Genomic DNA, 14,195 nt, shown 5'->3' with positions numbered 1-14,195 from the left:
AACGGAATTCTAGTGTATAGCCCATACCAGGGACCCGGTCAACAAAAAACCCGGCGTGGGCCGGGTTTCGGGATGGCTGAAAGAGAGATTGCTTCAGTGTACTGGGGCGCAGTCGCGGGTGTCGCCCTGGATTTTTTCAACGGCGTGCGGTACGGCCGGCCAGACCGCTTCCAGGTTTTCAACAGCGCCACGGGGGCTGCCGGGAAGGTTGATGATCAAGGCGGTTCCCCTGATCCCGGCCACGGCCCGAGAGATCATGGCGTTGGGGGTCTTCTGGAGGCTCCGCATCCGCATCACCTCGCCGAAACCGGGGATGAGTCGATCAAGAATCGTCATGGTGGCATCGGGGGTAACGTCCCGGGGGGAGACTCCGGTGCCGCCTGTTGTGAGGATCAGGTCCGCGTCTCCCGCGTCGGCCCATGCAGCGAGGCGGGCGGAGATAAGGTCCGCCTCGTCGGGGATGATCTCTGTGCGCACCGTTTCGACGCCCCGCTCCGCCAGCCATGCGACGAGGGCCGGGCCGCTGGCGTCGGCCCGTTCGCCCCGGGAGCCCTTGTCGCTCAGGGTAAGAATCGCCGCCTTCATTGTCCTTCCTCCCTCTGCCAGGTGCCGCTCTTCCCCCCCTCCTTGAAAAGAAGGCGAATCTGACCGATGGTGATTCCCTTGTCGGCCCCCTTGCACATGTCATAGATGGTGAGAGCTGCCACGGCCGCCGAGGTCATGGCTTCCATCTCCACGCCGGTCCGCTCGAAGGCCCGTACCGTGGCTCTGACGGTGACGGTGCCGCAGGCCTGGTCGGTATCGAAATCGATTGCCGCATGGTGGATGGCCAGCGGGTGGGAAAGGGGGATCAGCTCCGGTGTCTTCTTGGCGGCGGCGATACCCGCGATCCGTGCCACGCCCAGGACATCGCCCTTGGTGGTCCGGCCGGCCAGCAGGTCGGCCAGGGTGTCCGGCTGCATTGACACCGTGGCGGCGGCCGTAGCGGTGCGCAGGGTCGGCTGCTTGCCGCTCACGTCCACCATGATGGCCCGTCCCTGGTCGTCAAAATGGTTGAAGGACATACGCGATCTCCCTTAGCGTTCCAGCATCGTAACGTCGTCCCGCAGGATCATCATCTCCACCTCGCTTCCGGCCGGGACGACCGAGGCCTCCCGGGGAAGCAGCACCAGAGCGTTGGCATTGACCATGGTCCTGAGAATGCCGGTGTGCTGCTCACCGGCAGTGGATGCCACCAGACGGCCGTCCCGTTCTGTCGCCTGTACCCGGAGGAAGTTTACCTTGCCCGGTTTCTTGCGTGCCTCTTCCAGCAGAGTGGCCTTAACAAAGGGGCGCACCACGCGGCTGTGTCCCATCATCCGCAGGAGCGCCGGACGGACGAAGAACTCGAAGGTGATCATGGTGGAGACCGGGTTGCCGGGAAGGGAGAAGACCGGTACCGGACCATGCATGCTGAAAGCGGTGGGGCCGCCGGGTTTCATGTCGACCTTCCAGAAGAGCTGTTCAGCCCCCAGTTCGGCCAGGACATCGCGGACCAGGTCGCGGTCGCCGGCCGAGACGCCGGCCGACGTGATGAGAACGTCGGCTTTAAGCCCTTCGGCAAGCTTTTCGCGATGGCTTTCCCGGTTGTCGCGGGCGATGCCGATGATAACTGGTTCGGCGCCGCACTGGCGTACCGCGGCTGCCAGGGACAGGGCGTTGGAGTTGATGATCGTACCCGGTGCGGGGGACTCGCCCAATTCGACCAGTTCGTCGCCGGTGGACAGAATGGCGACCCGGGCCTTGCGAAATACCGGCACCAGTGCCTTGCCGAAGGATGCGAGCATGCTGATTTCGGGGGGCTGGAGCAGGGTGCCGCGGGGGACGACGATATCGCCCGTGGCGACATCTTCTCCCTTGAAGCGGATGTGCTGGCGACGCGCGACCGTGGCCATGATCCGGACCGCGTCGCCTTCATCTTCGGTTTCTTCCACCGGCACCACCGCGTCGCAGCCGGACGGGACCGGTGCGCCGGTCATGATCCTGATGGCGCAGCCGGGCTCCACCGGACCGGCGGGCCGGCCGCCGGCGGGGATATAGCCCGTAACCTTCAGGGATACCGGAGTCTCACCACAGTCGTCGGCGCGCACGGCAAAGCCGTCCATGGCGGAGTTGTCGCAGAGGGGCATCTCCCAGGGGGCGATCAGGTTCTCGGCAAGAACCCGGCCGACGGCCTCCAGGATGCCCACCCGCTCGACGCCGAGCGGCGCTACGCGATCGAGAATAATGCTGCGGGCTTCGGTGAAAGACGGCACAATTCGTCTCCTTCGCTGCTGGATAATTTGACGCCCGTAAGTGGGTTGGCCAGTTCGCCCGCCACCAGGTGAATGCGATCTCCTCCCAGCCGCTCCGCATGCTCGGGATCGTGGGTGGTCATGATGACCGTGGTCCCATCGGCCGGCAGACCGGCGATGATGGAGGTGAGGAGCTCACTCGTTGCCCGGTCGACGTTGGCCAGGGGCTCGTCCAGAAGCAGGATGCTCGTTCTGAGTGCCAGCGCCCTGGCCAGGGCGACCCGCTGGGCCTCTCCGCCGGAGAGCTCACGGGAGCGACGATCGCCGAATCCGCCGAGACCCACAAGGGTCAGGGCACTCTCGACCCTGCTCTTTAGTTCTTCACCGTGGACGCCGCGAAGTTTGAGCCCGTAGGCCACGTTGGTGAAAACACTGCCGGTGAACAGGTACGGAGACTGGTGCACCAGGGTGACTTGGCGCCGCAGGTGCTGAAGTGATCCATTGTTCCAGCGCACCGTCCGGTCGCCGAAGACGATTTCGCCGCTTGTGGGTGCCGTGAGGAGAGCCAGGTGGGAGAGGAGGGTGCTCTTCCCAGCACCGTTGGCGCCGGTGAGGGTATAGATTCTGCCGCTGCGCAGCGTGAGCCGGTCAATGGCAAGGACGGTCCGGCCGGCGTAGGTAGTGCGTATGTTGGTGAGCCGGATGCATTCGCTCATGGTGCTGTCACCTCTGCTGCAGGGCGTTGAGAGCCATGTTGACGATCAGCGCGACCGCCATGAGGATGAGCCCCAGGGCGAGCCCCAGGGCGAATTCCCCCTTGCCGGTCTCCATGGCGATGGCGGTCGTCATGGTCCGGGTATGGCCCCGGATGTTGCCGCCGAGCATCATGGCAACTCCCACCTCGGCGATGACCCGGCCAAAGGCGGCAATGAGCGCGGCCATGATGCCGAAACGCATTTCCAGTACCAGTCGTCGGATACTTTCGAACGGCCCGGCGCCCAGGGTGAGGGCCGTTGGGACGATGCGGGGATCGGCACCCTTGATGGCGCTCATGGTCAGGTTCGCCACGATGGGGATGGCCAGGAGCGTCTGACCCACGACCATGGCCCAGGGGGTGAAGAGAAGGCCGAATTCGCCCAAGGGTCCCTGGCGGCTGATGAGGCTGTAGACAAAGAGTCCCACCACCACCGTGGGCAGGGCCATGAGGGTGTTGAGCAGCGTCACCACGGCCCGCTTGCCGGGAAACTCAGCCACCGCCACCGCCACTCCCGCAGGCACGCCGGCCAGGGCAGCGAACAGGGTCGACCAGAGCGAGACGACGATCGACACGGTCACCGCGCTCACCACGTCCGGGTCGCGGGAGGCAATGAGCTGGAGGGCGGTCGTCAGGGATTCGGAATAAAAGTCCATGGCTTCGGATGAAAGCGAACCGCTGACCGGTCACAGATACCCCCGATCAGCGGTTCAATGCTATGATGATTTCTATTTCTTGTAAATAAAGAAGACCGGCTCGCCGTGGGCCTTGTAGTCGGAGATGATCTTCAGCCCCTCCGGGCCGGTGACGTAGTCGATGAGTTTCATGGCCAGGTCATATTTGACGTGGGGGAATTTTTTCGGATTGACGGCCATGATCCCGTAGGGGTTGAAGAGCCCTTTTTCACCCTGGAACAGGATCACGAGGTCGGTTTTGGCGCCCTTGAAGGCGTTGTAGGTCCCCCGGTCGGTCAGGGTGTAGGCGCGCCGCTCGGTGGCCATGGTGATGACCGGTCCCATGCCCTGGCCTGCTTCTACATACCAGTTTCCTTTAGGATCAACGCCGGCGGACTTCCAGAGGTCAAGTTCCTTGGTGTGAGTGCCCGACTTGTCGCCCCGGGAAATGAAGGTGGCTCCTTTTGTCGCGAGCAGCTTCAGGGCCTCTGCGGCGGTCTTCGCCTTGGCGATGCCTGCCGGATCGTTTTTCGGGCCGACGATGACGAAGTCGTTGTACATGACGTCTTTGCGGTTCACGCCGAAGCCGTCGGCCACGAACTTGTCTTCCAGCTTGCGGGCATGAACGAAGACCACATCAACATCGCCCGCTTCGCCCAGTTTCAGGGCCTGGCCGGTGCCCACGGCTATCACGTCGACTTTGACATTGTTCTTCTTCTCGAACGGGGGAAGAAGAACTTTGAGCAGTCCCGAGTCCTGGGTGGAGGTTGTGGTGGACATCTTGAGGCGCTCCTCGGCGCCGGCAACGGTAACGAGCATGAGGAGTGCAACGAGGGTTGCCGCGAACGAACGATACATTTTCATGGGCGAGTCTCCTTTGGGTGGATTGCTTCTACTCTACAAACTTCTCCCGCTTGTGAACGGTCGACATTTTCTTGAGACGGGCGATGCCGTGCCGACAGGCGGAAAAAGCGTCCTCGCTGTTAGGGGAGCTTGCGGCCGCAAGAGAGATGATCTCTCCGACGCCCAGACATCCCTCCCGCCTGATCAAAAGGACGTCTTCCAGTTGCCACTGCTGGCGCAGCTCGGCGGAGATTGCCTCCAGTTCCTCGATCGCACCAGCGTCGAACCGGTAGTCGATGCAGGCGGTAGGCGCGCTGTTGCCGGCGTCCTGTTTCACCACGGCGTAGTGAAGGACAATCGAGCCTGAAGTCCCTTTTGAGAGAAGCCCGTAGGCAGATGTGGGATCGATGGGGGTGTCGGTAATGATGACCATGGATGCTTCCTCCCGGGATTGAATAGGGGCGGAAAACACAAAACCCCTTCCTGCTGGAAAGGGTCTCTGGGCGCACGTGGCCCGGAATCTCCTTTCCAGAGGGGAGGCGCTGCCGTTTCCAGCAACACCCGTCGGCCGGCCGCCGTGGGAATGTTCCTGGTAGGCGGATGGGCTCGGAGATAACAAAATATGTAACTGCAAACTCTAAAGGACAAAATCATGCACGGCGTGTGGGCGCATGTCAATGTATACATTTGATTGCCTGTAAGTACTAAGAGCTGTTCCGGGATGGGGACGGATAACGGGGTAGGTAAAAAAGTCTGGACTCGGGGGATGAAAACTTATAGTCTGGAATGAACGTTCATTCTGGTAATGGAAGTGAGGTATCTATGTCGAAGCTGGAAAAACGGGACGAGATCGTCCGCGCGGCTCTCGAACTCATTGCCGAGCACGGATTTCATGGCGCTCCAATGGCGCTCATCGCCGAGCGGGCAGGGGTAGGGGCCGGCACGATCTATCGATATTTCGAGAACAAGGACGTACTGATCAATGAGATGTATCAGGAACTGGAGGAGAAGATCTTTCCGGTCATCACGGAGGGATACGGGGAGTTGAAGGCATTTCGGGAACGCTTTCTCCATCTCGGCACGGCGCTCCTCCGGTACTTCATTCAGAATCCTCTCGATTTTCGCTATCTGGAGCAGTTTCACAACTCTCCCTACGGTGTGGCGACCCGCCGGGAACGCCTCCTGGGGGTGCGGGAGGGGTGCGATGTCTATTTTCATCTGTTTGAAGAGGGGATTGCCCAGCAGGTTCTGAAGGATGTCCCGTTGCCACTCCTCTTTGCCCTGTCCTTCGGTCCGCTTCTGGCCGCTGCGCGGGACCACATCCTCGGATTCATTGAACTGGACGATGCCCTCATAGCCCGCACGATCGAGGCGTGCTGGGATGCGGTGAAAAGGTAGGAGACTCTGTAATCTCCTGTCGTTGATTGGCTAAGAATGAATGTTCATTCTTGATGCGGTGGAGGACGCTGTTCATGGGGCGAATCCGCTGAAAGGGAATGGCGCGTATGACACTGTTTATCGTAGCAACCATGGCGGTCTGGGCCCTGACGGCTATTATCGCTTTTTTGGGGAAAAACAAGTAACTGGCCGTGAGGCCGGCAATTTATGAACAGTATCGAGGTGTGTATGCAACCCATGTACAGAACACGACTGATGACCGTAGTGGGACTTCTTGCGGTCGGGATAATGATGGTCGGTTGCGGCAAGAAGAACGCTGCAACTCCCCCTGCCAGCGGCCCTCCCGAAGTGGGGGTGATCGTTGTCAAGCCTGAGCGCGTTGCCCTGACCACGGAATTGCCGGGCCGGACGTCGCCGCTTCTGATTGCCGAAGTTCGCCCCCAGGTAAGTGGGATCATCCAGAAGCGCCTGTTTGTCGAAGGTTCCGACGTGAAGGCGGGGCAGGTCCTCTACCAGATTGACCCGGCCACGTACCAGGCGGCCTTTGCCAGTGCCAAGGCAGCCCTTGCCCGGGCCGAGGCCAATCTCATTCCGGCACGGCTGAAGGAAGAGCGCTTCCGTGACCTGGTCAAGATCAAAGCCGTGAGCCAGCAGGACTATGACGACGCCAATGCCGCCCTCAAACAGGCCGAAGCCGACGTGGCTTCCGCCAAGGCTGCGGTGGAGACGGCCCGGATCAATCTGGCCTACACGAAGGTGACCGCCCCTATCTCCGGCCGCATCGGCCGCTCGGCCATCACCGACGGGGCACTGGTAACCGCCAATCAGGCCACGGCCCTGGCCACCATCCAACAGCTCAGCCCTATCTATGTGGATGTCACCCAGTCCAGCGCCGAGTTGCTGAAGCTGAAGCAGAATCTGGCCAGCGGCATTATGAAGGACAACGCCGCGGCCCAGGCCAAGGTCAAGCTCCTGCTGGAAGACGGTAGCCCTTATCCGTTGCCGGGAACGCTGAAGTTTTCGGAAGTGACCGTTGACCAGAGCACCGGCTCAATCACCCTGCGGGCGGTTTTCCCCAACCCGAAGCAGACCCTGCTCCCCGGCATGTTCGTGCGCGCCATCGTGGAGGAGGGGGTGAGCGACCAGGCGATGTTGGTTCCGCAGCGGGGTGTGACCCGCAATCCCCAAGGTGAGGCCATGGTCCTGGTGGTGGGGGCCGAGGAGAAGGTGGAGCCGCGGGTAATCAAGGTCGTCCGGACCGTGGGGGAGAACTGGCTGGTGAGCGACGGCCTGAAAGCCGGCGACCGGGTCATTCTGGAGGGAATCCAGAAGGCACGGCCGGGCACGCAGGTTAAAACCGTGCCGTTCGCGGCAAAACCGGAGGCTGCTGCCCCCGCGGCAGCGAACCAAGCGGCGAGTGCCAAAAAATAGGCTGACAGCGTTGCGATCCTAAGGCCCCGCCTCCCTGTCACCACGGGGGAATACGCATTAAGGAGCTTCTTTCATGTCCCGCTTTTTCATAAACAGACCAATTTTTGCCTGGGTCATCTCCATCATGGTCATGCTGGGGGGGCTTTTGGCCATCAAGACCCTGCCGGTCTCCCAGTATCCGCCCATCGCGCCGCCCCAGATCACCATCAACGCCATGTATCCGGGGGCTTCGGCCCAGACGGTGCAGGATACGGTTACCCAGGTCATCGAGCAGAAGCTGAACGGCATCGACAACCTGATCTACATGTCGTCCACCAGCGACTCGGCCGGGGCCGTGGCCATCAACCTGACCTTCAAGGCCGGCACCGATCCCAATATCGCCCAGGTTCAGGTGCAGAACAAGCTGCAGCTGGCCACGCCGCTCCTCCCCCAGATCGTTCAACGGCAGGGGATCCAGGTGGTTAAGTCCACCAAGAACTTCCTGATGATCGTCGGTCTGGTCTCGGAAGACGGTTCGTTGACGCGCGATACCCTGACCGACTACCTGGTCTCCAACGTTCAGGATATCATCAGCCGCACCGAAGGGGTGGGCGAGGTAACGGTCTTCGGTTCCCAGAACGCTATGCGGATCTGGCTGGATCCTGCAAAGCTGAACAATTTTCATCTGACCACCAATGATGTAATTGCAGCGATTCAGGCGCAGAACGCTCAGGTTTCGGCCGGCCAGTTCGGCGGCAGCCCTGCCGTCCACGGGCAGCAGCTGAATGCAACTATCACCGCCCGCACCCTGCTCCAGACGCCGGAGCAGTTTAACAACATCATCCTGCGCACGAACCCCGACGGCTCCACGGTCAAGCTGAAAGACGTAGCCGAGGCCAAGGTCGGTACTGAGAATTACGATATCGAAGCACGCTACAAGGGAAAACCGCTGGGCGGCATGGCGATCAGGCTGGCGGCCGGCGCCAACGCGCTGGATACGGGTGAGCGTGTCAAAGCCAAGATGGAGGAGCTCTCCCGCTACTTCCCCGCCGGCATGAAGGTTGTCTACCCCTACGACACCACCCCCTTTGTGAAGATCTCCATCAAAGAGGTGGTCAAGACCCTGGTCGAGGCCGTCTTCCTGGTCTTCATCATCATGTTCCTGTTCCTGCAGAACATCCGGGCGACTCTTATTCCGACCATCGCCGTGCCGGTTGTTCTCCTGGGGACCATGGGGGTGCTGGCGGCCGCGGGGTTCTCCATCAACACCCTGACCATGTTCGCGCTGGTTATCGTCATCGGCCTGCTTGTCGACGACGCCATCGTCGTGGTGGAGAACGTGGAACGGATCATGTCCGAGGAGGGGCTCTCTCCCCACGACGCCACCATCAAGTCCATGGGGCAGATCACCAGCGCTCTTTGGGGAATCGCCACCGTGCTGTCGGCCGTCTTCCTGCCAATGGCTTTCTTCGGCGGTTCCACCGGCGTTATCTACCGCCAGTTCTCGATCACCATCATTTCGGCCATGATCCTGTCGGTACTGGTGGCCCAGATACTGACGCCGGCCCTCTGCTCCACCCTGCTCAAGCCGGTTGAAAAAGGACATACCCCGGGTGAATGCGGCTGGTTCTGCCAGTTCTTCCGCCACTTCAACAAGGGGTTCGACTGGGCACGGGAGAAATACGAAGGGATTGTCGGCCGCTCCTTCGGCAAGCCGGTCCGGTACCTGGTGGTTTACGGCGGTATCGTGGCGGTAATGGTGTTCTTCTTCCTGCGGCTGCCGACGGCCTTCCTGCCGGACGAGGACCAGGGGTTCATCATCTGTCAGGTCCAGTTGCCCGCCGGAGCCACCAAGGAGCGGACCATCAAGGTCATCGAGGAGCTTGAGCACCATTTCCTCGAGCGGGAGAAAAAGACCGTGGAGGCCATCATTACCGTGGCCGGCTTCAGCTTCGCCGGTCGCGGCCAGAACATGGGCCTCGCCTTCGTCAAGCTGAAGGATTGGGAGCTGCGCCCGACCCCCGACCTCAAGGCGCCGGCCGTTGCCGGCAGGGCCATGGCGGCATTTTCAAAGATCAAAGACGGTATGGCCTTTGCTTTTTCACCGCCGGCGGTGGTGGAGCTGGGGCAGGCCAACGGCTTTGACTTCATGCTGCAGGACCGCAGCGGCCTGGGACATGACAAGCTGATGGAGGCTCGCAACCAGCTGTTGGGCATGGCCATGAAGAATCCGAAGCTGATGGCGGTTCGTCCCAACGGCCAGGATGACTCCCCACAGTTCAAACTTGATATCGATGATGTGCGGGCCGGAGCGCTGGGCGTGTCGCAGACCAGTATCAACGAAGTTCTTTCAACTGCCTGGGGCAGTTCCTACGTGAACGACTTCATCGAGAACGGGCGGGTCAAGAAGGTCTATCTCCAGGCCGACGCAAGGTACCGCATGCTGCCGGAAGATATCGGCAAGTGGTATGTACGCAATAACAACGGGGAGATGGTGCCGTTCTCCGCCTTTGCCACCGCCCACTGGCAATACGGTTCACCACGTCTGGAACGCTATAACGGTATTCCGTCCGTGGAGATCATGGGCCAGGCCGCGCCGGGGGTGAGCACCGGCGAGGCCATGGCCGAAATGGAGAAGATGGCGGCTCAGCTGCCTGCGGGCATCGGCTATGAATGGACCGGTCTTTCCTATGAGGAAAAACAGGCGGGTGCCCAGGCTCCAGCCCTCTATGCCATCTCGCTGCTGGTGGTGTTCCTGGCCGTGGCCGCCCTGTACGAGAGCTGGACGATCCCCTTCGTCAACCTGCTGATGCTTCCCCTCGGCCTGGTGGGCGCGGTGACCGCCGTTACCCTGCGGATGCTTCCCAACGACGTCTATCTCCAGATCGGCCTCCTGACCACCGTGGGCCTTTCCACCAAGAACGCCATCCTGATCATCCAGTTCATCAAGGAGCAGCTGCATCACGGGCACGATCTGGTGGAGGCCACTCTCCTGGCGGTGAAGATCAGGTTGCGGCCGGTCATCATGACCTCGCTGGCGTTTTTCTTCGGCACCCTGCCGCTGGCGCTCACCAAGGGGGCCGGGGCCGCGGCCCAGAACGCCATCGGTACCGCCGTGACCGGCGGCCTCCTCTCGGCCACTTTTATCGACCTGATTTTCATTCCGTTCTTTTTCGTGATGGTGTCGAAACTCTTTGCCAAAAAGCAGACTGCCGTACAGCCGCCCGCTGACACAGCGTCGGAGGTGAATTGAGATGAGTATGTTCGGAATAACACAGAGTAGCAGAGCAACAGAGCAACAATCTGATCCCGCTGCCACCGTTTGTCGTGCAGCCAGCAAGCGATCGCAGAGAGTTTCCGGTTTTGCGCCAAAGCCTTTCTCTGTTGCTCAAGTGCTCTATGTTTCAATTATGACATTGACCCTGGCCGGTTGCACCACCATGGCCCCCAAATACGAGCGGCCCGCCGCTCCGGTGCCAGTCGCGTGGCCCGAAGGCCCCGCCTACAAACAGACGGCGTCCGCAACTGAAAAGCCGGTGGCCGACATCCCCTGGCAGGAGTTTTTCGTGGACGAGAAGCTGCACAAGCTGATCGCTCTGGCTCTGGAGAACAACCGGGACCTGAGGGCCGCGGCTCTCAACATCGAGCGCTCCCGAGCCCAGTACCAGATCCGGCGCTCGGATCTCTTCCCGAAGGTGGACGCCAGCGCCGGCGCAACGTTCACACGGCAGCCAGAAGGCCTGTCGGCCACGGGCCGGGCCGATACCATCGATCAGTACAGTGTCGGACTCGGGGTCAGTTCCTACGAACTGGACCTTTTCGGCCGGGTACGCAGTCTCAAGGACCAGGCACTGGAACAGTACCTGGCCACTGAGCAGGCCCGGCGTAGCGTCCAGATCAGCCTCGTGTCGGAGGTTGCCGTCAACTACCTCACCCTCGCCGCCGACCGCGAGCGGCTGAAACTGGCACAGGAAACCCTGGCGAACCAGCAGGAGTCCTACCAGCTCACCAAGAGCCGCTTCGATGCAGGCGTCTCTTCGGCTCTCGATCTGCATCAGGCCCAGACCAGCGTCGACGCCGCCCGGGTGGACATCGCCCGCTTCACCACCCTGGTGGCCCAGGATGGGAACGCCCTGAGTCTGGTGGTCGGCTCGCCCGTGCCGGCGGAACTCCTTCCGTCGGCACTTTCCGACACCCTTACCGCCCTGAAGGATGTGGCGCCGGGCCTGCCGTCCGACGTGCTGTTGCGGCGCCCCGATATCCTCCAGGCCGAGAACCTTCTGAAGGGAGCCAATGCCAACATCGGTGCCGCCCGGGCCAACTTCTTCCCCCGCATAACTCTGGTGTCCAACGTTGGCTTTGGCAGCGATGATCTGGCCAAGCTCTTCTCCGGCGATTCCTTCACCTGGAGCTTCGCACCCCGGATCACGCTCCCCATCTTCACTGCCGGAGCGAACCAGGCCACGCTGGAGGTGGCGGAAGCGGACCGCAACATCGCCGTTGCCCAGTACGAGAAGGTGATTCAGACCGCCTTCCGTGAGGTGGCCGATGCCCTGGCCCAGCGCGGTACCATCGACGACCAGCTTACGGCCCAGCAGTCCCTCTCCGATGCCACGGCCGAGAGCCATCGGTTGTCCCAGGCCCGCTACGAAAAGGGGGTGGATAACTATCTGCAGGTGCTCGATTCCCAACGGGCCCTGTACAGCGCCCAGCAGAACCTGATCGGTGTCCGCCTCGTCCGGCTTCTCAATCTGGCGACCCTTTACAAGGTGCTGGGCGGTGGGAGCGAGTAGCGGGCGGGGAACCTGAGGGCAATCACGGATACAGAGCGCAACTTCATCGAATGCTTGAAGTAGTCCACGAGGAATTGATCTATGGACCGGAACAATTTTCAATTTAAGGATTCGTCAGCGGCACGCACCTATATCAGTGGAATTGCCTATCAATACGATAACCCTGAACACATGATGGAGTTCCTCCGTGCTTGCGATATTGTGTGCGCTGCATTGGTACGTAATTTGTTATATGAATGCAGATATAGGCGTATACAGAGAGGTTGTTTGAGTGGTGAATCCGGCAGTAACGACGATATTCAGTCAGATTGCGTAGAAATGCGTGATAGCTATGTCATGTCTTACCAGGAATTCACTAAAGCAAAAGATAGGTTGCAGAAGATAGTGGGTAAATTGAAAATTCCCTACTAAGCATGATGCTGTGCGTAGTTGTATTTGATCGGGTAACTCTATCGTGTTGGCTGTTCATATGTTGTACTCTGACAGGCAGGCAAGGGAAATTGTCGCAGAGGTGCTCATATGGGAAGAATTAACGTTCTTATCGTCGACGATGATGTCAATTTTTTATATGTTCTGGGTTTGCTCCTTGAGTCAAAAGATCTGGAGGTCACTTCAGCCTCGCGTGGAGCAGAAGCAGTCGACATCGTGCGGAAAACCACGTTCGACATGGTCATAACCGATTTCAGCATGCCGGGTATGAATGGTCTTGAACTGGCGGCTGCCGTAAAAGAACTGCATCCCGACCTCCCGGTCATGATGGTTACGTGCGAAGTGACATCAGATCTCATTGAAATGGCTACAGATGTCGGCATCTGCCGGGTTTTGGACAAACCGGTCAATGTGGGACGGCTGTTGGCGGACATCCGGCACTTTTCCCGGAGGAAAGGCCGGCATACACCCGCCTGAACAGAGTGCGCATCGCGACCGTGTGCCGGATAGGTTCTCCCGAACAAACACGGGAAAGGGTGGTATCCTTTCCGGTAGTGGTTCTGGCGAGACAGACTTAGCGTATCGAACATCCATCCTCCACGCTAGAGGAGGAAGTGACCGATGACCTGCTTCTCCAGATTCATACCGTTGAAACTGTCTCTTTTGGCGGCAGTGACACTGCTCCTGACGCCCGCGGCCCTTCCCGCATTTCCGCAGCACACGCTTTCAATCGGTTCCGGGAACACCACCGGTTCCTACTATGTCTCGTCCAGTGCCATAGCCAAGATATTCAACCGGCGCAGCGCCGAATACGGCATGCGGCTCGCCACCGTTTCGTCCCAGGGGTCGGTGGCCAATGTGGAAAGCGTCTCGGAGGGGAGAACGGCCTTCGGGATAGCCCAGGACGACGTACTGCGGGATGCGTCGCGGGGCGCCGGCAGATGGGCGGGAAAGAGTCAACCGGGCCTGCGAGCCGTTCTCGGCCTTCCGGTTGAAGCCGTGACAGTCGTCGCCGCAGCGGATGCCGGTATCAGCCGGATGGGAGACCTCAAGGGCAAGCGGGTCAACATCGGTGCCGAGGGATCCTTCGACCATGACTATGCGGTGACCCTGCTCCGTCTCTCCGGCCTCGTTCCCTCAGACGTGGTCATCTCGACCCATCCCGCCTCGCTTGCCTCCGAACTGCTGCAGAAGAACGATATCGACGCCTACATTTATACGGTGTCGCATCCGAACCTTGCCGTCATGGAGGCCAGCACCGGCCCCCGGAAGGTTGTCCTCGTGCCCCTCGACACCTCGCTGATCGAACGGGTGACGGCCGAAAACCCGCTTCTGCTGCCCGCGGTGGTTCCCACCAGTTCCTATCCGGTGCTGGAGCACGCCGGGGTGGTGCCGACCATCGGTATCCGGTCGATACTGTTCACCCGCTCCGACATGGCGGAGGAAACCGTTTATCGCCTGGTGCGGGATATCATGACGAACTTCGATCTTTTCAGGCGCCAGCACCCGTCCCTGCAGGTCCTTTCTCCCCGTGAGGCTGCCGACGCCGCGGTCATTCCCCTCCATCCCGGAGCCGAACGCTTTTTCCGGGAGGCGGGCACCGCCCCCTGAGCCGCGGGCG

The 14,195-nt window shown here is 60.7% G+C and carries 14 protein-coding genes and 1 riboswitch; of the genes, 7 read left to right on the top strand and 7 right to left on the bottom strand.

What is annotated here, in order from left to right:
* Positions 1-93 precede the first annotated feature (93 nt).
* From mog to GS_RS13570, 7 genes are all read right to left on the bottom strand, one after another.
* The gene (gene mog, locus GS_RS13600; RefSeq protein ID WP_010943343.1) at positions 94-585 is read right to left on the bottom strand and encodes a molybdopterin adenylyltransferase; all 492 of its coding nucleotides are present in this window, start codon (positions 583-585) and stop codon (positions 94-96) included.
* On the bottom strand, positions 582-1,064 hold the full coding sequence (gene moaC / locus GS_RS13595; RefSeq protein ID WP_010943342.1) for a cyclic pyranopterin monophosphate synthase MoaC: 483 nt from the start codon (positions 1,062-1,064) through the stop codon (positions 582-584). Before moaC ends, mog begins: the two co-directional genes overlap by 4 nt.
* Positions 1,065-1,076: 12 nt before the next feature.
* The gene (glp, locus tag GS_RS13590) at positions 1,077-2,294 is read right to left on the bottom strand and encodes a molybdopterin molybdotransferase MoeA (RefSeq protein ID WP_010943341.1); all 1,218 of its coding nucleotides are present in this window, start codon (positions 2,292-2,294) and stop codon (positions 1,077-1,079) included.
* Positions 2,249-2,989: an energy-coupling factor ABC transporter ATP-binding protein gene (locus GS_RS13585; protein ID WP_010943340.1), complete on the bottom strand. Its 741-nt coding sequence runs from the start codon at positions 2,987-2,989 to the stop codon at positions 2,249-2,251. The genes glp and GS_RS13585 overlap by 46 nt, the downstream gene beginning before the upstream one ends.
* 7 nt (positions 2,990-2,996) lie before the next feature.
* The gene (locus tag GS_RS13580) at positions 2,997-3,683 is read right to left on the bottom strand and encodes an ABC transporter permease (protein WP_010943339.1); all 687 of its coding nucleotides are present in this window, start codon (positions 3,681-3,683) and stop codon (positions 2,997-2,999) included.
* Positions 3,684-3,755: 72 nt separating this feature from the next.
* Positions 3,756-4,565 (bottom strand): substrate-binding domain-containing protein, encoded by an 810-nt coding sequence (locus GS_RS13575; RefSeq protein ID WP_010943338.1) that lies wholly within the window; start codon positions 4,563-4,565, stop codon positions 3,756-3,758.
* A gap of 28 nt (positions 4,566-4,593) precedes the next feature.
* Positions 4,594-4,977, bottom strand: coding sequence for a molybdenum cofactor biosynthesis protein MoaE (locus GS_RS13570; RefSeq protein ID WP_010943337.1), 384 nt, complete (start codon positions 4,975-4,977; stop codon positions 4,594-4,596).
* Positions 4,978-5,049: 72 nt separating this feature from the next.
* Positions 5,050-5,168, bottom strand: a riboswitch (molybdenum cofactor riboswitch).
* 198 nt (positions 5,169-5,366) lie between these two features.
* On the opposite strand from GS_RS13570, the gene GS_RS13565 reads away from it, so the two are divergent.
* From GS_RS13565 to GS_RS13530, 7 genes are all read left to right on the top strand, one after another.
* Positions 5,367-5,942: a TetR/AcrR family transcriptional regulator gene (locus GS_RS13565; protein WP_010943336.1), complete on the top strand. Its 576-nt coding sequence runs from the start codon at positions 5,367-5,369 to the stop codon at positions 5,940-5,942.
* Between the two features lie 40 nt (positions 5,943-5,982).
* On the top strand, positions 5,983-6,153 hold the full coding sequence (locus GS_RS13560; protein WP_153304317.1) for a hypothetical protein: 171 nt from the start codon (positions 5,983-5,985) through the stop codon (positions 6,151-6,153).
* 17 nt (positions 6,154-6,170) lie between these two features.
* Entirely contained in the window at positions 6,171-7,373 is a 1,203-nt protein-coding gene (locus GS_RS13555; protein WP_010943335.1) for an efflux RND transporter periplasmic adaptor subunit, read from the top strand.
* A 73-nt stretch (positions 7,374-7,446) separates the two neighbouring features.
* A complete protein-coding gene (locus GS_RS13550) occupies positions 7,447-10,605 on the top strand; it encodes an efflux RND transporter permease subunit (protein WP_010943334.1) in 3,159 nt (1,052 codons plus the stop codon).
* Positions 10,606-10,762: 157 nt separating this feature from the next.
* Entirely contained in the window at positions 10,763-12,145 is a 1,383-nt protein-coding gene (adeC, locus tag GS_RS13545; protein WP_153304094.1) for an AdeC/AdeK/OprM family multidrug efflux complex outer membrane factor, read from the top strand.
* A 519-nt stretch (positions 12,146-12,664) separates the two neighbouring features.
* A complete protein-coding gene (locus GS_RS13535; RefSeq protein WP_010943331.1) occupies positions 12,665-13,051 on the top strand; it encodes a response regulator in 387 nt (128 codons plus the stop codon).
* 171 nt (positions 13,052-13,222) lie between these two features.
* On the top strand, positions 13,223-14,185 hold the full coding sequence (locus GS_RS13530; protein WP_235044901.1) for a TAXI family TRAP transporter solute-binding subunit: 963 nt from the start codon (positions 13,223-13,225) through the stop codon (positions 14,183-14,185).
* Positions 14,186-14,195: the final 10 nt, after the last annotated feature.

Origin of the sequence: Geobacter sulfurreducens PCA (assembly GCF_000007985.2) — a bacterium.
Classification (GTDB): domain Bacteria; phylum Desulfobacterota; class Desulfuromonadia; order Geobacterales; family Geobacteraceae; genus Geobacter; species Geobacter sulfurreducens.
Note: the sequence above shows the minus strand (reverse complement) of the source record. Positions and strands in the feature narration are given on the sequence as shown.